The sequence below is a fragment of the Lentzea chajnantorensis genome, assembly GCF_054300775.1.
On sequence record NZ_JBSDZT010000002.1, the window covers coordinates 1,288,549 to 1,310,667 of the forward strand.

General features: G+C 70.2%; 26 protein-coding genes and 1 riboswitch. Of the genes, 17 read left to right on the top strand and 9 right to left on the bottom strand.

What is annotated here, in order from left to right; all coding sequences use genetic code 11:
- Positions 1-3: 3 nt before the first annotated feature.
- On the bottom strand, positions 4-474 hold the full coding sequence (locus ACVDFE_RS06950) for a pyridoxamine 5'-phosphate oxidase family protein (protein WP_458429929.1): 471 nt from the start codon (positions 472-474) through the stop codon (positions 4-6).
- Between the two features lie 456 nt (positions 475-930).
- Between ACVDFE_RS06950 and ACVDFE_RS06955 the strand changes: the two genes are divergently transcribed.
- The 3 genes from ACVDFE_RS06955 (at position 931) to ACVDFE_RS06965 (ending at position 5,352) form a co-directional block, all read left to right on the top strand.
- A complete protein-coding gene (locus tag ACVDFE_RS06955) occupies positions 931-2,034 on the top strand; it encodes an FAD-binding oxidoreductase (protein ID WP_360394178.1) in 1,104 nt (367 codons plus the stop codon).
- A 6-nt stretch (positions 2,035-2,040) separates the two neighbouring features.
- Positions 2,041-2,125, top strand: a riboswitch (ZMP/ZTP riboswitch).
- 14 nt (positions 2,126-2,139) lie between these two features.
- Positions 2,140-3,357 (top strand): serine hydroxymethyltransferase, encoded by a 1,218-nt coding sequence (locus ACVDFE_RS06960; RefSeq protein WP_458429930.1) that lies wholly within the window; start codon positions 2,140-2,142, stop codon positions 3,355-3,357.
- Between the two features lie 324 nt (positions 3,358-3,681).
- Positions 3,682-5,352 (top strand): MDR family MFS transporter, encoded by a 1,671-nt coding sequence (locus tag ACVDFE_RS06965; RefSeq protein WP_458429931.1) that lies wholly within the window; start codon positions 3,682-3,684, stop codon positions 5,350-5,352.
- Here ACVDFE_RS06965 and ACVDFE_RS06970 read toward each other — a convergent pair.
- Positions 5,250-5,633 carry a VOC family protein gene (locus ACVDFE_RS06970; protein WP_360394183.1) on the bottom strand — a complete coding sequence of 128 codons (384 nt, stop codon included), beginning with the start codon at positions 5,631-5,633 and terminating at the stop codon, positions 5,250-5,252. The genes ACVDFE_RS06965 and ACVDFE_RS06970 overlap by 103 nt on opposite strands.
- Before the next feature lie 147 nt (positions 5,634-5,780).
- Between ACVDFE_RS06970 and clpB the strand changes: the two genes are divergently transcribed.
- The 6 genes from clpB to ACVDFE_RS07000 all read left to right on the top strand — a co-directional run bounded on the left by clpB (position 5,781) and on the right by ACVDFE_RS07000 (position 11,874).
- Entirely contained in the window at positions 5,781-8,366 is a 2,586-nt protein-coding gene (gene clpB, locus ACVDFE_RS06975) for an ATP-dependent chaperone ClpB (RefSeq protein ID WP_458429932.1), read from the top strand.
- A gap of 102 nt (positions 8,367-8,468) precedes the next feature.
- On the top strand, positions 8,469-8,852 hold the full coding sequence (locus ACVDFE_RS06980; protein WP_360394189.1) for a hypothetical protein: 384 nt from the start codon (positions 8,469-8,471) through the stop codon (positions 8,850-8,852).
- Positions 8,853-8,960: 108 nt separating this feature from the next.
- The gene (locus ACVDFE_RS06985) at positions 8,961-9,677 is read left to right on the top strand and encodes a type III secretion system chaperone family protein (protein ID WP_360394832.1); all 717 of its coding nucleotides are present in this window, start codon (positions 8,961-8,963) and stop codon (positions 9,675-9,677) included.
- A gap of 88 nt (positions 9,678-9,765) precedes the next feature.
- Positions 9,766-10,539 carry an SDR family NAD(P)-dependent oxidoreductase gene (locus ACVDFE_RS06990; RefSeq protein WP_458429933.1) on the top strand — a complete coding sequence of 258 codons (774 nt, stop codon included), beginning with the start codon at positions 9,766-9,768 and terminating at the stop codon, positions 10,537-10,539.
- Between the two features lie 37 nt (positions 10,540-10,576).
- Positions 10,577-10,927 carry a hypothetical protein gene (locus ACVDFE_RS06995; RefSeq protein ID WP_360394194.1) on the top strand — a complete coding sequence of 117 codons (351 nt, stop codon included), beginning with the start codon at positions 10,577-10,579 and terminating at the stop codon, positions 10,925-10,927.
- On the top strand, positions 10,927-11,874 hold the full coding sequence (locus tag ACVDFE_RS07000) for a WXG100 family type VII secretion target (protein ID WP_360394196.1): 948 nt from the start codon (positions 10,927-10,929) through the stop codon (positions 11,872-11,874). The genes ACVDFE_RS06995 and ACVDFE_RS07000 overlap by 1 nt, the downstream gene beginning before the upstream one ends.
- A 7-nt stretch (positions 11,875-11,881) precedes the next feature.
- Here ACVDFE_RS07000 and ACVDFE_RS07005 read toward each other — a convergent pair whose 3' ends face one another.
- A complete protein-coding gene (locus tag ACVDFE_RS07005) occupies positions 11,882-12,058 on the bottom strand; it encodes a hypothetical protein (RefSeq protein ID WP_458429935.1) in 177 nt (58 codons plus the stop codon).
- 77 nt (positions 12,059-12,135) lie between these two features.
- Between ACVDFE_RS07005 and ACVDFE_RS07010 the strand changes: the two genes are divergently transcribed.
- On the top strand, positions 12,136-12,318 hold the full coding sequence (locus ACVDFE_RS07010; RefSeq protein WP_458429936.1) for a hypothetical protein: 183 nt from the start codon (positions 12,136-12,138) through the stop codon (positions 12,316-12,318).
- Positions 12,319-12,322: 4 nt separating this feature from the next.
- Here the strand turns inward: ACVDFE_RS07010 and ACVDFE_RS07015 are convergent, their stop codons facing one another.
- Complete coding sequence (locus tag ACVDFE_RS07015) at positions 12,323-12,898, bottom strand: hypothetical protein (RefSeq protein WP_458429937.1); 576 nt, start codon at positions 12,896-12,898, stop codon at positions 12,323-12,325.
- A 71-nt stretch (positions 12,899-12,969) separates the two neighbouring features.
- On the opposite strand from ACVDFE_RS07015, the gene pyrE reads away from it, so the two are divergent.
- The 4 genes from pyrE to ACVDFE_RS07035 are packed head-to-tail and all read left to right on the top strand — an operon-like array spanning position 12,970 to position 15,729.
- Positions 12,970-13,518, top strand: coding sequence for an orotate phosphoribosyltransferase (gene pyrE, locus ACVDFE_RS07020; RefSeq protein ID WP_360394835.1), 549 nt, complete (start codon positions 12,970-12,972; stop codon positions 13,516-13,518).
- 58 nt (positions 13,519-13,576) lie between these two features.
- Positions 13,577-13,945 (top strand): DUF2784 domain-containing protein, encoded by a 369-nt coding sequence (locus ACVDFE_RS07025; protein WP_458429938.1) that lies wholly within the window; start codon positions 13,577-13,579, stop codon positions 13,943-13,945.
- A gap of 10 nt (positions 13,946-13,955) precedes the next feature.
- A complete protein-coding gene (locus ACVDFE_RS07030) occupies positions 13,956-14,621 on the top strand; it encodes a TrmH family RNA methyltransferase (RefSeq protein WP_458429939.1) in 666 nt (221 codons plus the stop codon).
- 25 nt (positions 14,622-14,646) lie between these two features.
- On the top strand, positions 14,647-15,729 hold the full coding sequence (locus ACVDFE_RS07035) for a glycoside hydrolase family 76 protein (protein WP_360394210.1): 1,083 nt from the start codon (positions 14,647-14,649) through the stop codon (positions 15,727-15,729).
- Here the strand turns inward: ACVDFE_RS07035 and ACVDFE_RS07040 are convergent.
- Positions 15,711-16,445 (bottom strand): sugar phosphate isomerase/epimerase family protein, encoded by a 735-nt coding sequence (locus tag ACVDFE_RS07040; RefSeq protein WP_458429940.1) that lies wholly within the window; start codon positions 16,443-16,445, stop codon positions 15,711-15,713. The two genes, ACVDFE_RS07035 and ACVDFE_RS07040, sit on opposite strands and share 19 nt — an antisense overlap.
- Positions 16,439-17,413: a LacI family DNA-binding transcriptional regulator gene (locus ACVDFE_RS07045; protein ID WP_360394215.1), complete on the bottom strand. Its 975-nt coding sequence runs from the start codon at positions 17,411-17,413 to the stop codon at positions 16,439-16,441. Before ACVDFE_RS07045 ends, ACVDFE_RS07040 begins: the two co-directional genes overlap by 7 nt.
- Positions 17,414-17,446: 33 nt before the next feature.
- On the opposite strand from ACVDFE_RS07045, the gene ACVDFE_RS07050 reads away from it, so the two are divergent.
- Positions 17,447-18,292 (top strand): PfkB family carbohydrate kinase, encoded by an 846-nt coding sequence (locus ACVDFE_RS07050; RefSeq protein ID WP_458429941.1) that lies wholly within the window; start codon positions 17,447-17,449, stop codon positions 18,290-18,292.
- A gap of 23 nt (positions 18,293-18,315) precedes the next feature.
- Positions 18,316-18,891, top strand: a complete 576-nt coding sequence (locus ACVDFE_RS07055; protein ID WP_458434285.1) for a nucleoside/nucleotide kinase family protein — start codon at positions 18,316-18,318, stop codon at positions 18,889-18,891.
- Between the two features lie 21 nt (positions 18,892-18,912).
- On the opposite strand, the gene ACVDFE_RS07060 is transcribed toward ACVDFE_RS07055, so the two are convergent.
- Positions 18,913-19,572 (bottom strand): DedA family protein, encoded by a 660-nt coding sequence (locus ACVDFE_RS07060; protein WP_360394220.1) that lies wholly within the window; start codon positions 19,570-19,572, stop codon positions 18,913-18,915.
- A 153-nt stretch (positions 19,573-19,725) separates the two neighbouring features.
- Between ACVDFE_RS07060 and ACVDFE_RS07065 the strand changes: the two genes are divergently transcribed.
- Entirely contained in the window at positions 19,726-21,102 is a 1,377-nt protein-coding gene (locus ACVDFE_RS07065) for an FAD-binding oxidoreductase (protein ID WP_458429942.1), read from the top strand.
- 79 nt (positions 21,103-21,181) lie between these two features.
- Here ACVDFE_RS07065 and ACVDFE_RS07070 read toward each other — a convergent pair whose 3' ends face one another.
- Entirely contained in the window at positions 21,182-21,853 is a 672-nt protein-coding gene (locus ACVDFE_RS07070) for a DedA family protein (protein WP_458434286.1), read from the bottom strand.
- 68 nt (positions 21,854-21,921) lie between these two features.
- Positions 21,922-22,092, bottom strand: a complete 171-nt coding sequence (locus ACVDFE_RS07075; RefSeq protein ID WP_458429943.1) for a hypothetical protein — start codon at positions 22,090-22,092, stop codon at positions 21,922-21,924.
- Between the last annotated feature and the right edge of the window lie 27 nt (positions 22,093-22,119).

Below are 22,119 nucleotides of genomic sequence, written 5' to 3' on the forward strand. Positions count from 1 at the left end.
CGCTCACGACTCCTCGCCAGACCCCTTGTCGGCCTTCACCCCGAAGTAGTCGCCGCCCTTGCGCTTCGCGTCGTCGGTGCCCCAGTCGCGGATGCGGTCCACCGGCACCATGCGGGGGATGTGCTTGCGGCAGTGGACGTAGGCCTCCTGCACCTGCACGACGACCCAGCGCTCCACCTTGCGGTCCTCGGTGGGGAACTCCTCGCGCGGCGCGATGCGGGCCCTGCCGTTGACGTGCAGGCCGATCAGGTCCTCGGTGAAGTCCACCATCAGCATGCCGACGTGCGGGTTCTCCATGATGTTGCCGAGCGAGGCCATGACGCCGTTGCCGCGGTACTCGGGGTACGCGACGGTCCTCGGGTCGACCACCCGGATGAAGCCCGCGGGTCCGGCGCGCAGCGTCGAGTCGCATTCGCCGTCGGCGTCGGAGGTCGAGATGAACGCCATCTCCATCCGGCCGACGAACTCGGCCATCGCGGGGTTGAGGTGGTCCAGTACCTGGTCCGAGTAGAAGCGTGTGGCGCGATCGGAGGTCTCCAGGGCACATTGGAGGAAGTGCTCGCCGCGGGAGCCGGGATGTTCGACACGGTTGGGTGAGGTGGTTCCAGTCAATTCAGGCAAGGACACGCGCCACACCGTTGCACGCAAGCGCGCAACTCGGTACGGAGGGACCCTCAGATTCACACTGTTGCGGTAACAAGCAGTTGCGTACCGTAGTCATGCTTCGCTCGAAGGTGGCATCAAGGAGTCGGAAGGCCAGAACAGAGGTTAGTGTCCACCCCGTCGGGGGACGGATGTTTGACGAGCACGGCGCCTCACCGGTGCCAGGACGAAGAACGTGGAGACTGCGCGCGGACCATGACTGCGAACGCTGTGCTGAGCCCCATCCCTACCCCGCCACACCGTGAACCCCCGCCTGGCGTCACCGCGATGGTGCGGATGATCCGGGAGAGCTTCGCGGTGGTGGAGCCGCATTCCGAAGAAGTGGCGAAGTTCTTCTACGGGATGCTCTTCTCGCTCTCGCCCGCCACACGCGAGATGTTCCCCGCCAACATGGAGGTGCAGCGGAGCCGTCTGCTGCGCGCCCTGGTGCACGTGGTGCAGATGGTCGACCGCCCGGACGACCTGATCCCCTTCCTCCGCCAGCTGGGCCGCGACCACCGCAAGTTCGGTGTCATCAACGTCCACTACGAGGCGGTCGGCACGGCACTGCTGTCGGCGGTGAAGAAGTTCGCCGGTGCCGCCTGGACGCCGAAGGTCGAGATGGCCTGGGCCGAGGCGTACACGCTGATGGCCCGCGCGATGCAGGAGGCGGCCGACGCCGACAACGGGCCCGCGTACTGGCACGCGACGGTGCTGGAGCACCAGCGCGTGTCGTGGGACCTGGCGGTCGTGCGGCTGCAGCCCGACCACCCGGTCAACTACCGCGCCGGGCAGTACGTGTCCGTCGAGACGCCGCAGCGCAAGCGGCTGTGGCGCTACTACACGCCGGCGAACGCGCCGCGCGAGGACGGCATCATCGAGTTCCACATCCGGTCCGTCGACGGCGGCTGGGTGTCGCGCTCGGTGGTCGGCCACACACAGGCCGGCGACACGTGGCGCATCGGACCGCCGATGGGACGCCTCTCGGTCGACCGCACGTCCGGGTCGGACATCCTGATGGTGGCCGGTGGCACGGGCGTCGCGCCGATGCACGCGATCATCGACGAGATGGCGCAGTGGGGCGACAACCCGCGCGTGCACCTGTTCTACGGCGGCCGCACCCGCGAGGACCTCTACGACCTGGACAACCTGCAGCGCATCGCGACCACGAACCCGTGGCTCACGGTCGTGCCGGTGCTGGAGTCGGACCCCGGCGTCCGCGGTGTCGAGCAGGGCACCCTGGCCGACGTGGTCACCCGCTACGGCGCGTGGGAGGAACGCGACGTCCTGGTCTGCGGCAGCCCGGCGATGATCAGGTCGACGGTGTCCCGCATGCTGGTCGCGGGAACTCCGCTCGACCGGATCAAGTACGACCCGTTCACGCTGGACTAGGCTCGGCACGTCGAAAGCGACTGGCGTGCCGAGGGTGGAACCGACCACCGGGAAGCGACTGCCGAGCGCACCGAACGCCTGGGTGCACCGGTGTGGAGCTGAGCCGTGCTCTCCCAGGTCGATCCCGAGATCGCCGCACTGATCGAGGCCGAGTCCGCCCGCCAGTCCCGCAGGCTGCGCATGATCGCGTCGGAGAACGACGTGTCCGCCGCCGTGCTTGAGGCAACGGGCTCGGTGCTGACGAACAAGTACTCCGAGGGGTACCCCGGCAAGCGGTACTACGAGGGCCAGCAGGTCGTCGACCAGGTCGAACAGCTCGCGATCGACCGCGCGAAGGCCCTGTTCGGCGTGGACCACGCCAACGTCCAGCCGCTGTCCGGCGCGCCCGCGAACCTCGCGGTGTACCTCGCGTTCCTGTCGCCGGGCGACACGGTGATGGGCATGTCGCTGCCGATGGGCGGCCACCTGACCCACGGCTGGAACGTGTCCGCGACCGGCAGGTGGTTCCACGCGGTGCAGTACGACGTGCGCAAGGACACCGGCGTCGTCGACCTGGACCAGGTCCGCTGCCTCGCGCTCGCCGAACGCCCGAAGGTGATCTTCTGCGGTGGCACGGCCATCCCGCGCACGATCGACTTCCCGGCGTTCGCCGCCATCGCCGCCGAGGTCGACGCCGTCCTGGTCGCCGACATCGCGCACATCGCGGGTCTCGTCGCGGGCGGCGCCCACCCGTCCCCGGTCGGCCACGCCCCGGTGATCACCACGACCACGCACAAGACGCTCCGCGGCCCGCGTGGCGCCATGATCCTCAGCGACGCCGAGCACGCCAGGGCCGTCGACCGCGCTGTCTTCCCCGGCCTGCAGGGTGGCCCGCACAACCACACGACCGCCGCCATCGCCGTGGCCCTGCACGAGGCGGCGCAGCCGGCGTTCCGCGAGTACGCGCACACCGTCGTGGCCAACGCGCGGGCGCTCGCGGCCGCGTTGCTGGAGCGGGGCTTCGACCTGGTCTCCGGTGGCACCGACAACCACCTGATCCTGATCGACCTGACGTCCAGGGGCATCGGCGGCAAGCCCGCCGCGCGGGCACTGGACCGGGCGGGCATCGAGCTGAACTACAACGCGGTGCCGTACGACTCCCGCACGCCGTTCGACCCGTCCGGCATCCGGCTCGGCACCCCCGCCATCACCACCCGCGGCCTCCGCCCGTCCCACATGCCGCAGATCGCCGACTGGATCGACCGGGCCACCACCGCCGTCGCTGACGAACCCGCACTCGCACGCATCGCCACCGAGGTCGAGGACCTGCTCACCTCCCTCTAACCCCCGCCGTAAGTGCACGCGGGGACCTTTCGTACCCCTGGAGGGCACGCGGGGACCTTTCGTACCCCCGGGAGTGCACGCGGGGACCTTTCGTACCCCCAGAGGGCACGCGGGGAGCTTTCGTAACCCTCGGGAGTGCACGCGGGGAGCTTTCGTAACCCCCTGGGAGGGCACGCGGGGACCCCGCGTTCCCTCTGGGGGCACGCGGGGGCCCCGCGTGCCCTCCACTCCTGGCGGAGTGACGCAAGAGACCGTGGGAAAGTTGTTCTAGCTAACTATTTCCCGATATAGTTGTATGGCATCAACTAACTACTGGAGGTGTGCTTGAACCGGCCCTCGTCGCATCGGGAGATCCTCGAAGCGCTGTCCGGCATCTGGGTGGCGCTGCTCGTCGCGATCCTCAGCTCCACCATCGTCTCGAACGCTCTCCCGACGATCCTGGCCGAGCTCAAGGGCACCCAGACCCAGTACACCTGGGTCATCACGGCGATGCTGCTGGCCTCCACGGCCAGCACGCCGCTGTGGGGCAAGCTCGCGGACCTCTTCGACAAGAAGAAGCTGCTGCAGGCGGGCATCGTGCTGTTCGTCATCGGCAGCGTGCTGTCGGGCCTGAGCCAGAACATGGAGCAGCTCATCGCGTTCCGGGTCGTGCAGGGCCTGGGCATGGGCGGTGTGCAGGCGCTCGGCCAGGTCGTGGTCGGCGCGCTGCTCAGCCCGCGTGAACGCGGCCGTTACAGCGGCTACACCGGCATGGTGATCTCGGCGGGCACCGTCGGCGGACCGCTGGTGGGCGGGTTCCTCGTCGACTGGCCCGGCTGGCGCTGGTGCTTCTTCGTGTGCGTGCCGCTGGCCCTCGTGGCCCTCGCCGTGCTGCACAAGACGCTGCACCTGCCCGTGCAGAAGCAGCACGTGAAGATCGACTACCTGGGCGCCACGCTGATCACCGGCGGGGTGAGCCTGGTGCTGATGTGGGTGTCGTTCGCCGGCAAGGACTTCGCCTGGTTCTCCGGTGAGAGCGCCCTGTACGTCGGCGGTGTGGTGCTCGCGCTGACCGCCGCCTACTTCGTCGAGCGCAGGGCCTCTGCGCCGGTCATCCCGCTGCACCTGTTCCGCAACCGCACGGTCGTGCTGGCGATGCTGGGTGGCATCGCGGTCGGCACGGCGATGTTCGGCGCCTCGGTGTTCATGGGGCAGTACTTCCAGATCGCGCGCGGGTTCTCGCCCACGAAGGCGGGTCTGCTCACGGTGCCGCTGGTGCTCGGGCTGAGCATCTCCTCGACCGTCAGCGGCCAGCTGATCGCGAAGAGCGGCCGGTGGAAGAGCTACCTGGTCTGGGGTGCGTTCTCGCTGGTCATCGGGCTGGCGCTGCTCGGCACGATCGACCACGGCACCAACCTCACGCTGATGGGCGCCTACCTGCTGCTGGTCGGCGTGGGCGTCGGGCTGACCATGCAGAACCTGGTGCTGGCCGTGCAGAACGGCGTGGGCATGGCCGACCTGGGCGCGGCGAGCTCCACGGCGACGTTCCTGCGGTCGCTGGGAGGCACGGCCGGCGTCTCGGTGCTCGGTGCGGTGCTGGCCGCCCACGTGAGCACCACGTCGCTCGACCGCGGCTCCCTCTCCCCGGCCGTGCGCAACTCCTACGGCGACGCGATGGGCGAGCTGTTCCTGATCGCCGCCGGGCTCGCGGTCTTCACCGTCATCGCGGTGCTGCTGATCAAGGAACAGCCGCTGCGGGACTCCGTGGACGTGACGGCGGAGATCACCTCAACGGGTTCTGGCGCACAGACGGTCGCCACCGAACTTGCCTCACCTGTGGATACTGACCAGCGGATTGTGGACAACTCAACCCCTGGTGTGGACAAGCGGTTGATCCGAACGAGTGACGGCGATCATGAGGTCGCGGCACGTTCGGCTGCGCTGCGTTCCACGCAGAACTCGTTGCCCTCGGGATCGCGCATCGTGACCCAGCCGGTGCCGTCCGCCCTGCGCTGATCGTCGTAGACCGTCGCACCGATCCCCAGCAGCCGGTCGACCTCCTCGTCACGGGAGAGGTCGGCCGGCTGCAGGCAGATGTGCACCCGGTTCTTGACCGCCTTGTCCTCGGGAACGGCGACGAACAGGTAGCGGATGCCGTTCGGCAGTTCGATCAGGCACTCGTCGTCGCCGGGGTTGTCGTCGGGGTGCAGCGGCAGCCCGAGCACCTTGCTCCACCACGACGCGATCTCGTAGGAGTCGCGCGCGTCGACGGTGACGTTGTGGATGATTGAGGTCATGGCGCTGATCTTCGCCCATCCCCGCTCCACCGACGTGGGATTTTCGCGACCTCCGTCACGTTCTCGTAGTTGAGCGGAACAGGCTCAACTTTTCTGACGTTGTGCGGGATGATGGTCCGTGCCGCAGGCTGACCACGAGGTGGAGGAATGGACGCTTTCAACCCGACGACCAAGACCCAGCAGGCCGTGTCCGCGGCCGTGCAGGCAGCGACCCTCAACGGGAACCCCGACGTGGGACCCGTGCACCTGCTCGGTGCCCTGCTGGCGCAGGCGGACGGGTTGACCGCGCCGTTGCTCTCCGCGGTGGGCGCCGACCCGACGCTGGTGCGCAAGGAGCTGGAGCAGCTCTCCCGCGCGCTGCCCAGCGCCTCCGGTGCGAGCGTGTCCGCCCCGCAGTTCTCGCGCGACGCCGTGCGGGTGCTCAGCCGGGCGCAGGAGCTCGCCACCGAGATGGGCGACGAGTACGTGTCCACCGAGCACCTGCTCGTGGGCTTGGCGCAGCACGGTGGCCAGGTGGCCGACCTGCTGCGGCGCAACGGCGCGACGCCCGAGGCGCTGACCGAGGCCTTCACGAAGGTGCGCGGCTCGGCGCGGGTCACCTCGGCCGACCCCGAGGGCACCTACAAGGCGCTGGAGAAGTACGGCGTCGACCTCACCGAACGTGCCCGCAAGGGCGAGCTCGACCCGGTGATCGGCCGCGACTCCGAGATCCGCCGCGTCGTGCAGGTGCTGTCCCGGCGCACCAAGAACAACCCGGTGCTGATCGGCGAGCCCGGCGTCGGCAAGACCGCCATCGTCGAGGGCCTGGCCCAGCGCGTGGTGGCCGGCGACGTGCCGGAGTCGTTGCGCGGCAAGCGGGTCGTGTCACTGGACCTCGGCTCGATGGTCGCGGGCGCCAAGTACCGCGGTGAGTTCGAGGAGCGGCTCAAGGCCGTCCTCAAGGAGATCACCGACTCGGCCGGCCAGGTCATCACGTTCATCGACGAGCTGCACACGATCGTCGGCGCCGGCGCGACCGGTGAGTCCGCCATGGACGCCGGCAACATGATCAAGCCGATGCTGGCGCGCGGCGAGCTGCGCATGGTCGGTGCCACGACGCTCGACGAGTACCGCGAGCACATCGAGAAGGACGCCGCACTGGAGCGCCGCTTCCAGCAGGTGCTGGTCGGCGAGCCCTCGGTCGAGGACACCGTCGGCATCCTGCGCGGCCTCAAGGAGCGCTACGAGGTGCACCACGGCGTGCGCATCACCGACGCCGCCCTCGTCGCCGCGGCCACGCTGTCCGACCGGTACATCACCGCGCGCTTCCTGCCGGACAAGGCCATCGACCTCGTCGACGAGGCCGCGTCCCGGCTGCGCATGGAGATCGACTCGCGCCCGGTCGAGATCGACACCGTCGAGCGCTCGGTCCGCCGTCTCGAGATCGAGGAGATGGCGCTGGCCAAGGAGTCCGACCCGGCGTCGCTGGAACGGCTCTCCGCCCTGCGCGCCGAGCTGGCCGAGAAGCGCGAGGAGCTGTCCGCGCTGACCGCCCGCTGGCAGAACGAGAAGGGCTCGATCGACAAGGTCCGCACCCTGAAGGAGCAGCTGGAGTCGCTGCGCGGCGAGTCGGAGCGCGCCGAGCGCGACGGCGACCTCGGCCGGGCCGCCGAGCTGCGCTACGGCCGGATCCCGGCGCTGGAGAAGGAGCTGGCGGTCGCCGCGGAGGCGTCCACCCAGGAGTCCGCCATGCTCAAGGAGGAGGTCGGTTCGGACGACGTCGCCGACGTCGTGTCCGCGTGGACCGGCATCCCCGCCGGCCGGCTGCTGGAGGGCGAGACCGCGAAGCTGCTGCGGATGGAGGACGAGCTCACCCGCCGCGTCGTCGGCCAGGCCGAGGCCGTGCGCGTCGTCTCGGACGCCGTGCGCCGCACCCGTGCCGGCGTCGCCGACCCGGACCGCCCGACCGGCTCGTTCCTGTTCCTCGGCCCCACCGGTGTCGGCAAGACCGAGCTCGCGAAGGCGCTGGCGTCGTTCCTGTTCGACGACGAGCGGGCGATGATCCGCATCGACATGAGCGAGTACTCCGAGAAGCACTCGGTGGCCCGCCTGGTCGGTGCCCCTCCCGGCTACGTCGGCTACGACCAGGGCGGGCAGCTCACCGAGTCGGTCCGCCGCCGCCCGTACTCGGTCGTGCTGCTCGACGAGGTCGAGAAGGCCCACCCGGACGTCTTCGACGTGCTGCTGCAGGTCCTCGACGACGGCCGCCTGACCGACGGCCAGGGCCGCACCGTGGACTTCCGCAACACGATCCTGGTGCTCACCTCGAACCTGGGCTCGCAGGCCATCGCGAACCCGTCGCTCACCGAGGTCGAGCGCAAGGACGCCGTGCTGGCGGTGGTGCAGCGCCACTTCAAGCCGGAGTTCCTGAACCGGCTCGACGACGTGGTGGTGTTCCACGCCCTCGCCACCGAGGAGCTGACGTCCATCGTGGACATCCAGATCGCCCGCTTGGCCGAGCGCCTCGCCGCGCGCAGGCTGACGCTGGAGGTCACGACGGCCGCACGCGACTGGCTGGCGCTCAACGGGTTCGACCCGGTGTACGGCGCCCGGCCGCTGCGCAGGCTGGTGCAGTCGGCGATCGGCGACCAGCTGGCCAAGGAGCTGCTGGCCGGCGAGGTGCGTGACGGTGACGCGGTGAAGGTCGACGTGGTGGACGACCAGTCCGGCCTGATCGTGGGCCGCGGCGTCTAGTCCCACCGAGCTGGGCTGAGGTGTCGTCGCGGGTGTGGCCAACCCACACCCGCGACGCCGTTCCAGCCCGCCTGATCCCCCGCGGTCGATAGGTTGACCGCCATGGGGGATCTTCGCTTCGTGCGGTTCGAAGGGGTCGAGCCGACCGCCCGCGGCACCTGGCCGGGTGTCTTCGGGCTGGTGAACGGCCTGCGCAGGGCCGGTCGGCTGACCGCGGAGCAGGAGTCGTACTGCCGCGTGAACGGTGACTGGTTCAACGCCGCCTACACCGACCCGTCGACGGTCGACCCGGCCGTGTACGACCGCGAGCTCAACCCCGGTGCCGCCGCGTGGTTCAAGGTCGAGGCGACGCACCTGGTCGAGCGCGTGGCCGGCTACCTGGACATCCTCGACGCCCACGGCGTGCGGTGGCGCAGGGTGGAGTCCGACGACCCCGGCCGCGTCGTCTACGAGGACGCGGACCAGGTCGTCGTCGTGCCCCGGTGACCGGTCGCGGGACCCCCGCCGACGTGGAAACACGGCCCCCGGCCCACGACGCGCGGAAGTGATCTTCGTTCTCGGCTGCCGACCCACTACGCTTCAGCTGTGGGTGGCATACCGGCGTGGGTCTGGTTCACCGTCGCCGCGGTGGCGGGCGTGGCGGGGTTCGCCCTGCTCGCGACCGACCGGGCGCAACGAACCGCGCGTAATCGTGAACGGCGCCGTTGGGCTGCCCTGCGCGGCTGGCAGTTCGAAGAGACAGACCACGTGCTGCCGACACGCTGGGAAGCGGGCGCGATCGCCTACTACGGCACCGGGCTCGCCCGTGACGTGGTCGCCGGTTCGACCTTCACCGCGGACGGGCGGCGCCAGGTCTACGTGCTCGACCACGAGACCGGCGGCAAGGTCAACTCGGTGCTGGTCGGCGTGCGGTGCCGCCGCGCGTTGTCCGTGGTCATCGAGCTGTGGCTGTCGACTGTGCCGTTCCAGCGGGACAAGATGCCGGACCTGCTCGGACCGGTCGGGTCGCGCTACGCGTTCGTGACGGACGTGCCCGCGGCGCGCAAGCTCATCACGCCGGACCTGATCGACGCGGCCGAGGAGATCGGTGGCGACGTCACGGTCGTCTGGCTGGAGAACGACTGGGTGCTGGCCTCCGCGCCGCCGAACTCGTCGCCCGCGCGCCTGGAGCGGCTGCTGCGCGACGTCGGCGAGCTCGCGGACGTGATCGACCCGTTCGACGCGGACCCGGCGCGGGACGAGCCCGTCGCGGACGCCGAGGACGAGGGCGGAGAGGTCTACCGGCCGACGTTCGGGCGAAAGCAGACGTAGCTGAGTCGGGTGTGACTCACGTCATACCTCACTCTGCGTGGAACCGCGTGCTTCGGCCTCGGCGGTTTTCCGACTAGCGTGCGGAGCCATGCCAACCGCACTGGTGACCGGAGCAACCGTCGGGATCGGGGCCGCCTTCGCGCGCAGGCTCGCGGCCGAGGGCTACGACCTCGTCCTCGTCGCACGGACGGCGTCCGCTTTGGACGAGCTCGCGAAGCAGCTGCACGACCGCCACGGCGTGCACGTCGACACCCTGCCCGCCGACCTGAGCGACCGCGCTGACCGCCTCGAGGTCGAGGCCCGACTCTCCGAGTCCGCTGTGGACCTCCTCGTGAACAACGCGGGCTTCGCCACCAGCGGCGAGCTCTTCCAGACCGACGTGGAGAAGCTCCAGTCCCAGCTGGACGTCAACGTCGCCACCGTCCTGCGCCTGAGCAGGGCCGCCGTCCCGCCGATGGTCGCGCGTGGCAAGGGCGACGTCATCAACGTGGCCAGCGTCGCCGGCTTCCTGCCCGGCCGCGGCACGAGCTACAGCGCCGACAAGGCGTGGGTCATCGCGTTCTCCGAGGGCATGTCGCTCGCCGTGGCCGGCTCGGGCGTCCGCGTCCTGGCCCTGTGCCCCGGTTTCGTGCGCACCGAGTTCCACAAGCGCGCGAACATCGACATGTCGAAGACGCCGGGCTGGCTGTACGTCGACGCCGACCGCCTGGTCCACGAGGCGCTGCGCGACCTGCGCCGCGGCCGGGTCCTGTCGATCCCCGGCTCCCAGTACAAGGGCATCGTCGGCGCGACGAAGCTGCTCCCCAGGGCGCTGGTCCGCAAGATGGCCTCGCGCTTCGCCGGCGGGCGCGGCCGGACGTGAGCGGAACCATTCAGACCAACCGAGCGTCGGAGCAGCCGTGAGTGAACAGTTCCACGTCGTGCCGGAGGAGCTGCGCGGGTACAGCGAGCTGCTGGACCGCAACGCCCAGCACTTCCTGACCATCAAAGACCACGCGATCTCCAAGGGCGGTGACACCAGCGGGTTCACCGGCCTGCTGTCGTTGCTGCACCCCGTCGTGACCGGGGTGGCGAGCCTGTACGGGGAAACCCTGGACTTCGCCAACAAGATGCTGCTCAAGGACTCGGAGGCGCTGCGCAAGACCGCGGAGCACTACGAGAAGGCCGACGCCATCGGCCTCAAGCTCTTCGACGGTGTCCAGAACAAGCTGGCGAGCGCCCAGAAGGCGCCGCAGGTCGGGGGCAACTGATGACGACGGCGTACGCGGACGTCGAGGACCCCTCGGTCGCGCTGAACAAGGCGGCGGAGGACCGGCCTGGCCGGCAGTCCACCAAGGAGCTGATCGAGAAGGCCGGCTGGAAGATCCAGGGCGTCAACTGGATCTACGAGAAGGTCACCGGCGAGAACCTGGTCGAGTCGCTGATCAACCCGCTGCTCGGCGACTTCGAGAAGATCGACGCCAACGCCAAGGCGTGGGACAACGTCGCGAAGGCGCTGGACTCCGTGCGGCACAACGTCGACGCGGGCGTCGACCAGCTGAACCCGCACTGGAACGGCTCTGCCGCGCAGGCGTTCGAGCGCCGCATGGACACCATGTGGGTCATCGCGATCGAGGCGGACTCGCAGGTCGCCCGCATCATCGGCGACAAGTTCAAGTCGACGGCGAACACCTGCCGCACGCTGACGGGCCTCGCGCTGTCGCTGCTCGACTACCTGTGCCAGAAGCTGATGGAAGCGGTGATCCTCGCGCCGATCCCGGTGGTCGGCTGGGGCAAGGCCGTGTGGGTCGTCTACGACTGCATCCAGATCGTCGACCGCATCCGCAAGATCATCATCGCGGTGCAGACGCTGATCGAGGGCGTGCAGGGCATGATCAACGGCATCAAGGACATGGGCACCGCCCTGATGAAGCTGAAGGACGTCCGCGACGTCAACGACCTGCTCGACGTCGTCGACGGCTACCAGGACGGCAAGGAGAAGTTCGACGACGGCAAGTCCGCGGCCAAGTCCGGGGCGCTGGGCGTCGCGCTCAACGGCTACAAGCTGAACAAGGACATCGGCAAGGCCACCACCCGCTACGACACCAGCAGCGCGTCCAGCGCCGCGTCGAGCAGCTCGTCGGCAGCGGGCAGCAGCTCGTCATCCGCGGCGGGCAGCTCGTCGGCCTCCGGTGGCCAGGGCGGAGGACAGCAGTGACGTTCCCCTACGACCAGGCCCGGTTGCAGGCGCTCGTCGACGGGTTCGACGCCACGACGGCCGCGGTGGAGAAGACCGGCAGGGAAGCCGCCCAGTTCCAGCCGCGTTCGCGTGGGGTGACCGAACAGGACCTCGCCGCGATCGAGCGGTACGCCAAGGGCCCGAACGCGCCCAAGGAGTTCAAGGAGCTTCCAGCGGCGCATCGACTCCGGCGAGTTCAGCTGGCAGGACGTCGCGGCCGGCCGCGTGATGGACGACGGCGTGCAGAAGGCGCTCGCCACCGGCGTGCCCGACCTGCGCCGCGCCTACACGGCCATCCAGGAGGGCCACGACCTCGACGACATCATCGAGTCGGGCAACCCGTCGCGGCCGCCGGCCCGTCCCGCACGCGGTGACGACGGCGACGACGACGGCCCGCCCGTGTTCAAGGAACGAGTGTGGTGAGCCGCTAGCTCGACAGGAAGTCCGGGATGACGTCGCCGGTGCCGAGGTGGTTCGTCCCCACCCCGCGGACGACGTCGAACGCCACCACGGCCGCGACCGCGAGCGACCGGACGGGGTCGGCGGTGCCGGGGCGGAGCTGAGCGACGTCCCGGCGCACCCGCTTGCCGTTGCGCTTCGTGATCTGTCCGATGTGGAGCTTCAGCACGTCGCCGAGCAGGCAGAGGTGCGTGCCATTGGCGTCGAGCAGGGCGTACCGGCCCGGTTGCGGCACGATCGAGCCGACCGGCCGCCCGTCCGGCCACGCCACCTTCGTCGGCCGCCTGCCCACGCCGGCCGACTTGGTGATCACGAGCAGCGGCCGGCCGTCCGGTCCGGTGGCGAGCAGGCGGAACGGCGTCCACCGGGACAGGCTCAGGTTGCGCAGGCGGGCGGTGACGAACCCGCGCCTGGTCTCGTGCACCGACCCCAGCAGGGTGTTGCGTTCGTCATAGGCCTCGACCGAGTACCTCGACCCCAGCATCAGCCGCACCGGCGTCCACGGCTGGTCCACCACCAAGGAGTCCGCGCTCAACAGGTTCACGGTGATGCAGGGTATGCGGCGTCCCGGCGGCGCGTGTGCGAAGCTTGCGACCTGTGCGAACTGAACAGGTCTTGGACGCGAACGCGAAGTCGGAACTCGCCCGCTTGGTGAGCGAATTGGCCGTGGTGCACGGCAAGGTGACCCTCTCGAGCGGCAAGGAAGCCGACTACTACGTCGACCTGCGCCGCGCCACGCTGCACCACGCCGCGGCCCCGCTGATCGGCAAGCTGCTCCGCCAGCTCACCGCCGACTGGGACTTCGTGGCCGTCGGCGGCCTCACCCTCGGCGCCGACCCCGTCGCCTACGCGATGATGCACTCCGCCGCCACCGCCGGCGACGTGCTGGACGTCTTCGTCGTCCGCAAGGCCGCCAAGGCCCACGGCATGCAGCGCCAGATCGAGGGCATCGAGGTCCGCGGCCAGCGCGTCCTGGCCGTCGAGGACACCTCCACCACCGGCGGCTCCGTCCTCACCGCGGTCGAGGCCCTGCGCGCGGCCGGCGCCGAGGTCGTCGGCGTCGCGACCGTCGTGGACCGCGGCACCGGCGCCCGCGAGGCCATCGAGGCAGAAGGCCTGCAGTACCGCTACCTGCTGGACCTCGACGACCTCGGTCTCGCCTGAGTTTCGTCGAGCGCGGTTCGAGCTACCCCGTCCTGGGCTGGAGGACGGGGTGGTGCGAATGGCCGGGTTCCTCGCGGGAGCCGTTGTGCTCCTGCACTTCGCCGTGCTGGCGTTCCTGCTGGCCGGCGGCTTCCTCGCGTGGCACTGGCGCCGCCTGATCTACCCCCACCTCGCCCTCGCCGCGTGGGCCGTGCTGAGCCTCGCGGTGCCCACCGTGTGCCCGCTGACCACCTGGGAGAACGACCTGCGGGCCGCCGCCGGGATGCCGGTGCTGGAGACCGGGTTCATCGACCACTACATCGACGGCGTCTGGTACCCGGAGAGCGCGTCGACGGTGGTGCAGCTGGTGCTCGGGGCGGTCGTGGTCGTGTCCTGGGCCGGGTTCGCGGCGAGTGCCAGGACGGCCCGGCGGGTGGGCGTTCAGTAACGTCTGGTCCGTGCTGCTCGAAGGGTTCCACGCCGTCAAACATGCCCTGCGCTTCGGCGGGAACGTCACGTCGCTGGTCACCACCAGCAGGCCCGTCGCCGTCGGGCTCGCCGAGTCGCACGCACCGGACCTGGTCGAGGCCTTCGGCCGGGCGACCGAGGTGACGAAGGAGGAGTTCGTCCGCCGGGTCGGCCGCACCCACCCGACCGGTGTCGCGGGCTTCGCCGACCGCCCTGATCTCCCGTTCGACCGCGACGCGCCGGTCGTCCTCCTCGACAACCCGCGCAACCTGGGCAACTTCGGCGCCGCGATCCGGGTGGCCGCGGGCCTCGACGCCGGTGGCGTCCTGTCCACCGGTGACGTCGACCCCTGGCACCCGAACGTCCTCAGAGGATCCGCGGGCCTGCACTTCGCCCTCCCCGTCGCCAAGGCCACCACCCTCGACCTCGCGGGCCCGCTGATCGCCTTCGACGCCGACGGCGAACCGCTCAGGGGACCGATCCCCGACAACGCCGTGCTGGCGTTCGGCTCCGAGCGGCACGGCCTGAGCGACGAGGTGAGGCAGCGCGCGGCGAAGGTCGTCCGCCTTCCCATGCGCGCCAAGGTGAGCAGTTACAACCTGACGACCTCTGTCGCCATGGGTCTCTACCACTGGGCGGTTCACCGAGCTTCTTGACCGGTCAAGAACTCACCATTGCAGGGTGGTGATCGCGAAACTGCTGGCCGCGCGGGCGGGTGTTGCGGAGCGTGCCGTGCATTCGAGGCACCTGCGACGGGTGTGGGGTGTGCCGGGCACGAGCCTGGGGGCCTGCGGGTGGCCGCCCAGGTTCAGGGACAAGGTCTTCGCGCCGTTCAACTACTGGTGGCAGGCGCACCTGCTCGACTGCATGGTCGACGGGTACGAGCGCAACCCGCTGGAGGCGCGCAGGCAGGCGATCGTGCGGGTGGTCCGCGGCATCCGGGTGCGCAACGTCAGCGGGTGGACCAACGACTACTACGACGACGTCGCGTGGCTGGGGCTGGCGCTGCAGCGGGCGGAGAAGATCGGGGTCGGGCGGCCCAGGGCGGTGCGGCAGATCGCGGACCAGCTGCGCGACGGGTGGACCGACCACGCCGGTGGCGGGATCTGGTGGAAGCGCGGCGACGACTTCAAGAACGTGCCGGCGAACGGGCCCGCGGCCATCTTCCTCGCCCGGCAGAACGAGGGGACCGACCTCGCCAAGGCGCGGTCCATCGTGGACTGGGTGGAGGAGCACCTGGTCGACCCCTCTGGGCTCGCGTGGGACGGGCTGCACGTGCACCCCGACGGGGAGGTCCGCGAGGTCGAGAAGAACATCTACACGTACTGCCAAGGTGTTCTCATCGGTGCGTGCGTGGAGCTGGCCAAGCACGGGCAGCAGCAGAAGTGGCTGGAGAAGGCCGCGCGCACCATCACCGCCGTGTACGACGACCTCGCCATCGGTGGGGTGGTCAAGGGGCAGGGCGAAGGCGACGGCGGTCTGTTCGCGGGCATCCTCGTGCGCTACCTCGCCCTGGCGGCGGTGGAGATGCCGCGGCTCGACCCCGCGCAGCAGGGGGCCGCCGAGCTCGCCCGTCAGCTGGTGGTGGAGTCGGCGGAGGCGGCGTGGGCCAACCGGACGGTGGCGGTCAGCGGGCCGCTGTTCGGTCCGGAGTGGAGCGTGCCGGCCGAGGAGGCGCAGAGCAGGGACCTGTCGGTGCAGCTGGGCGGGTGGATGTGCCTGGAGGCGGCGGCCCTGCTCGAACGTCACGACGCGGCGAGGTAGCCCAGCAGGGTCCTGGCGTCCTCGCGGAACTGGTCGGCGGAGTCGTCGCGCACGAACTCCAGCAGCACGTTGCGGTCGACGCCGTCGCGTGCGAGCTCGCCGAGGACCGGCTTCCACAGGTCGCGGCGGGCGGACAGGGGCAGGCGGTCGGTGAAGCCGCCGGGGCCCCAGGAGAAGACGTGCGCGGTCACCGGTTCCAGGGTGCGGACCTCGTGCACCGCCGAGAACACGTCCTGGCCGCCGCTCGGCTGCCAGTACGGCACCACGCCGTCGACCTCGTCCAGCAGCCGCACGGCCGAGTCGAGCGTGTCGGTCAGCGTGTTGCGGTGGTACTCCAGCGCGATCCGGGTGCCTGCGGCGTCGGCGTGCTCGACGGCGTGCCGCAGGGCCTCCACCACGGCGCCGCGGTCGGCGCACTCGGCCGAGCCCGCCGTGCCGGCCCACACCCTGACCAGCGGTGCGTCCAGCTCGGCCGCGGTCTCCAGCACGGCGGCGAGCTCCGCGCGGTCCGTCACGCCTGCGCGGTAGTACGAGCCGTAGGCGGCCACCTTCAGGCCCGTGTCCACCGCGCGGCGCGCCGCCGTGAAGTCACCGGGCGGCACGTGCACGTCGGCACCCCACTCGACCGCCTGCAGACCGCAGTCCAGCGCCAGCTCGCCGATCTCGCCGACCGACAGCTGCCGGAACGTCACCGAGACCAGGCCGGGGATCAGCACCCGCAGGACTGCCGGTGCAGCAGCGACGGGGCCAGCCGGATGGTCTCCGCGGGACGGGACGGGTCGGCGATGCGCGACAGCAGCAGCTTCACGGCGGTGCGGCCGATCTCCTCGACCGGCTGGGCCAGCGTCGTCAGCGGCGGGTCGATCAACGTCGCCCACTCCACCTCGTCGTAGGCCACGACGGCCAGGTCCGTGCCGAGCTTCAGGCCGCGGGCGCGGGCCTCGTGCAGCATGCCGACCGTCACCAGGTGGTCGGCCGCGACGACGGCGGTGACCGGGTCGTCCTGGTCGATCAGCGGCGCGAGCCAGCCGCTCTGCGAGACCAGGGACTCGTCCCACTTCAGGCCCGCGCGGCCGAGGCCGAGGCGGTGGCCGAGGACGCGCTCCTCGGTCGTGGCCACGCCGGCCTTGCCGCAGACGATGCCGATGCGGCGGTGGCCGAGCTCGGCCAGGTGCGTGACCAGGCCGGAGGTGGCCTGCACGTTCTCCGGGCCGACCTGGTCGATGTCCTTCGCCACGGTCAGGCGGTCCACCAGCACGGTCGGGATGCCGAGCCGCTTGAGCTCCGGCAGCACCTGGCTGCCCGCACCGGCGGAGGGCGTCAGCAGCAGCCCGTCGACCCGGCGCGACCGCAGCATCCGCACCGCGACCTGCTCCGACTCCGGCGTGTCCCTGGTGTCGATCAGCACGAGCGAGTAGCCCGCTCTCGTCGCCTCCGACTCGATGGCCGCGATCAGCTCGGCGAAGTACGGGTGGGAGACCAGCGACACCGCGAGGCCCAGCGACTTCGTGCCACCCATGACCAGCGACCGCGCGATGGCGTCACCGGTGTACCCGGTTTCGTCGATCGCCTTCTGCACGCGCTCGCGCGTGTCCCCGGCGACCGGCCTGGTCTCGTTGATCACGTGTGACACCGTGGTGATGGAGACCCCCGCGAGAGCCGCGACATCCCGCATGGTGACCATGGCCGGGACCTTACCCGTTTGGAGGAAGGCCAGATGGCAGCCGTGCTGTGTGTCGGGCTCACAACTCTCGACGTCACCCAGCGAGTGGCCGCGTTCCCCGCTCCCGGCGAGAAGGTCAGGTCGGCCGAGGCGCACCTCGCCCCCGGCGGTCCGGCGGCCAACGCGGCACGGGCGGTGGCCGCTCTGGGCGGATCTTCGTCACTTCTCACCGCCCTGGGCGCCGACGCACTGGGTGAATTCGTGCGGGCCGGGTTGGAGCCGGTCCACGTCGTCGCCGTCGAGGGGACGACGCCGGTGAGCATGGTCGTCGTCAGAGATGCTGATGGGGAGCGCACGGTCGTGTCGCGCAACGCCTCGGTGCCGGTCATCGTGCCGGATTTGTCCGATCTCGTGGCCGCTGCGGACGTGGTGCTCTTGGACGGACACCACGACGGACTGGCGTTGCCCGCCGCCCGTGCGGCGAAAGCCGCGGGATTGCCTGTGGTGCTCGACGCCGGGAGCTGGAAACCTGTCCTCGATCACCTGTTGCCGCTGGTCGACGTGGCCGCTTGCGCTTCGGGGTTCGAGCGGTCCGCTGCCGAGGTGCACTCGTACGGGGTCCCGCTGGTGGTTCGCACCAACGGCCCCGCACCCGTGACCTGGTCGTGGAACGGCTCGACCGGGGCGGTGCCCGTGCCGGCGGTGCAGGTGAAGGACACGAATGGTGCCGGTGACGTCTGGCACGGCGCGTACGCCTACGCGCTGGCGTCAGGAGCCGACCCGGTCGCGGCCATAGGCTTCGCGTCGCAGGCCGCCGCCGTTCGGGTCGGTGTGATCGGGGACTGGGTTGAGGAGCTGGCACGGTGGCAGGACAGCAGGTCAGGTTCGAAGAGCTGCTAGAGCGGGCCAAAGCGCTCACCGACATGGGTGAACGCAAGATCCTCGGGATCGGCGGGCTTCCCGGCTCCGGCAAGTCGACACTCGCGCGCAGGCTCGTCGAGGCGCTCGACGGGCAGGCCGTGCTCGTCGAGATGGACGGCTTCCACCTCGCGCAGAGCGAGCTGGAGCGGTTGCGGCTGGTCGAGCGCAAGGGCGCGCCGGACACGTTCGACATCCCCGGCTACGTCGACCTGCTCGGCCGCATCAAGGCGTGCGGGCCGGACATGATCTACGCGCCGGAGTTCCGCAGGGAGGTCGAGGAACCGATCGCGTGCGCGGTGCCGGTGCACCCGGACGTCCCGCTGGTCGTGACCGAGGGCAACTACCTGCTGCTCAACTACGACAAGTGGAAGCGCGTCCGGATCATCCTCGACGAGGCGTGGTTCCTGTTCATCGACGAGGACGTGCGGGTGCAGCGGCTCATCGACCGCCACCTGCGGTACGGGCGCACGTTGTCCGAGGCCGAGGAACGCGTGCTGCACGGCACCGACCACGTCAACGCGCTGATGGTGAACTCGTCCAAGGGCTCGGCGGACCTGCTGATCACCGAGGTGCTCTGACCGGGCCGCGGGCCCCCGCCGTCAGCTCCGGCGGGCGGAGGGCTCCAGCTCGGCCGCCTCGTCGATCGGCTTGCGCATCTCCTGCCGGTAGCGCCAGACGCCCCACCCGGTGCCGACGAGGAAGAACGCGACGCTGACGACCAGTGCCGCCGTCTCCAGCCAGGGCAGCTGCTCCAGGACGCCGGCGCCGTAGTAGCCGGCGAGCACGAGCGTCGGCACCCAGGCGACGGCACCGATGGTCGTGGCCAGCGTGAACCGCTTCACGTCCATGCGGGCCGCTCCGGCGATCATCGGCGCGAGCGTGCGCACCCACGGCAGCCAGCGGGCCAGCACGACGGCCCAGAACCCGCGCTGGTCGAGGAACCGGCGGGCCTTCTCCAGGTTCTGCCGGTTCAGCACCTTCCCGTCCTTGCGGGCCAGCACGCGGGTGCCGGTGTGCTTGCCGATGTGGTACCCGACCTGGTTGCCGACCACGGCCACGACCAGTGCGACCGCCGAAAGCGCCCACGCCGAGACCTCGCTGCCGTGTGCCGCCAGGACCACCCCGGCCGCGAAGAGCAGCGAGTCACCGGGCAAGAACAACCCGAAGATGAATGCGCACTCGATGAAGATGAAGCTCAGGACGATCAGCCACACGGCCACCGGACCTGCGGTCTCCAGCGAGGCGAATGCGTGCGCCACGGTGAACCAGCCTACGTCGTGCCCGCCGGCAGGGCGGCGACATCGGTGCGACGGGCCGGCCAAATCCGGGTTGAGGACGCCCGGTCACCGGGTGAACTCGCCCGTGCTCGTTCACCCTCGAAGGAACCGGCCGGTCCCGCTAGCGTGGCTGACATGGAGACCCTGCTCGGCGAACTCCGCACCGCACTGGGTGACTCGGGCGTGCTCACGGACGCCGACGTCACGGCGGGCTACCAGCGGGACATGATGCCGCTCGCCCCGTTCGGCAGTCCGCTCGCGGTGGTGTTCCCGTCGGACACCGAGCAGGTCCAGGCCGTGGTGCGGGCGTGCGCGCGGCACCGCGTGCCCGTCGTCCCGCGCGGCGCCGGCAGTGGTCTGTCCGGTGCCGCGAACGCGGTCGAGGGCTGCGTGGTGCTCGTGACCACGAAGATGGACGCGATCGTCGAGGTCGACACCGACAACCGGCTCGCCGTCGTGGAACCCGGTGTCGTGAACCTCGACCTGCGCGGCGCGGTGGAGAAGCACGGGCTGTTCTACCCGCCGGACCCGAGCAGCTACGACTGGTGCACGATCGGCGGCAACCTCGCCACCAACGCGGGCGGCCTGTGCTGCGTGAAGTACGGCGTGACCACCGACTCCGTGCTGGGGCTGGAGGTGGTGCTGGCCGACGGCGAGGTGCTGCGGACCGGCCGCCGCACCGTCAAGGGCGTCGCCGGCTACGACCTGACCAAGCTCTTCATCGGCTCCGAGGGCACCCTCGGCGTGATCACGAAGGCCACGCTGGCGCTGAAACCGCTGCCGCAGGCCCCCGCCACGCTCGTCGCCGCGTTCAGCAGCACCGCGACGGCCGGTGCCGCGGTCAGCCGGATCGTCCGCGAGGGCCTGGTGCCGTCGCTGATGGAGATCATGGACCGCACCTCGATCGAGGCCGTCGAGCAGTACCTCAGGACCGAGCTCGGCGCCGGTCCCGGTTGTGCGGCGCTGCTGATCTGCCAGTCGGACGCGGGCGGCGAGCAGGCGCGCCACGAGCTGCGCAAGATCGAGGAGATCTGCCTGGAGGCCGACCTCGTGTACGCCACGCACGACGTGAGCGAGGGCCGTGACCTGCTGACCGCGCGCCGGGCCGTGCTCACGGCGCTGGAGGTCTACGGCTCGTGGCTCACCGACGACGTGTGCGTGCCCCGCACCCGCATCGCCGAGCTCATCCAGGGCTGTGAGGACATCTCCGCGGCGACCGGCCTCAAGATCGCCGTCGTGGGCCACGCCGGTGACGGCAACATGCACCCGACGATCGTCTACGACCCCGCGGACGCCGACCAGTTCGCCCGCGCCCGCAAGGCGTTCGACGACATCCTCGCCCTCGGGCTGGCGCTCGGCGGCACGATCACCGGCGAGCACGGCGTCGGCAAGGTCAAGCGGGAGTGGCTCGCGAAGGAGATCGGCCCGGTCGGCCTCCGCGTCCACCGCGAGATCAAACGCGCACTGGACCCGGAAAACCTGTTCAACCCCGGTTCGATGTTCACCCCCTGACCCCCTTGCAGATGCCGGCAGAGGCAGGGCGCGCAGGCGGTGACCGAGGTCGACCCGGTGGCCGCCGCCCGGCCTGGGCTCAGCGCTCGACGCGGGGGATGATCTGCGTCGAGTCGTCCTGGAGCTGCGCCTCCATGACCTGGGTGATGTCGTCCGCCTCTTCCTCGATGAGCGACTTCTTCTCCCGGCGGGCCTTGACGACCTCGATGATGATCGGGATGAACGAGATCGCCACGATCGCGAGGAGCGTGATCTCCAGGTTGTCCTTGATGAGCGCGATCTGGCCCAGGTAGTACCCCAGGACGGTCAGACCGGCAGCCCACGCCACTCCGCCGATGGCCGAGTAGGTGAAGTACTTCTTCGCGTCCATGCGGCCGATGCCCGCCATCGCGGTGATGAACGTGCGGACGATCGGCACGAACCGCGCGAGGACGATGGCGCGCGGGCCGTACTTGTCGAAGAACTCCTGCGTCTTGTCGACGTACTCCTGCTTGAAGATCTTCGACTCGGGTTTGTTGAACAGCGCTGGACCGGCCTTGCGGCCGATGTAGTAGCCGACGACGTTGCCCACGAAGGCGCACACCGTCAGCAGCACGCAGACCAGCCAGAGCGGCGTCGAGATGTGTCCGGCCGCGACGAAGAGTCCCGCCGTGAACAGCAGCGAGTCGCCCGGCAGGAAGAACCCGATGAGCAGACCGCACTCGGCGAAGACGATCAAGCACAGCCCGACGAGCATCCACGGGCCGAGCATCGTCAGCAGTTTTTCGGGATCCAGCCAGTCAGGGCCCAATGCAATCGTCACGGCGACAACGGTACAGGTCAGCCGAGCGTGATCACTGCGGCCACCGTGCCCGCTGCCAGGCCCAACAGCAGGGCGAGGCCCAGCACCCACCACGTGGACATGGGTGCGGGGCGCTCAGGAGCAACTGGGGCAGATGCGACAAATCCGGCATTCGTGCTGGTCGCCTGCGCGCGCAGTGCGTTGGTCACCAGTCGCTCCGGATCCTCCGCCATGCC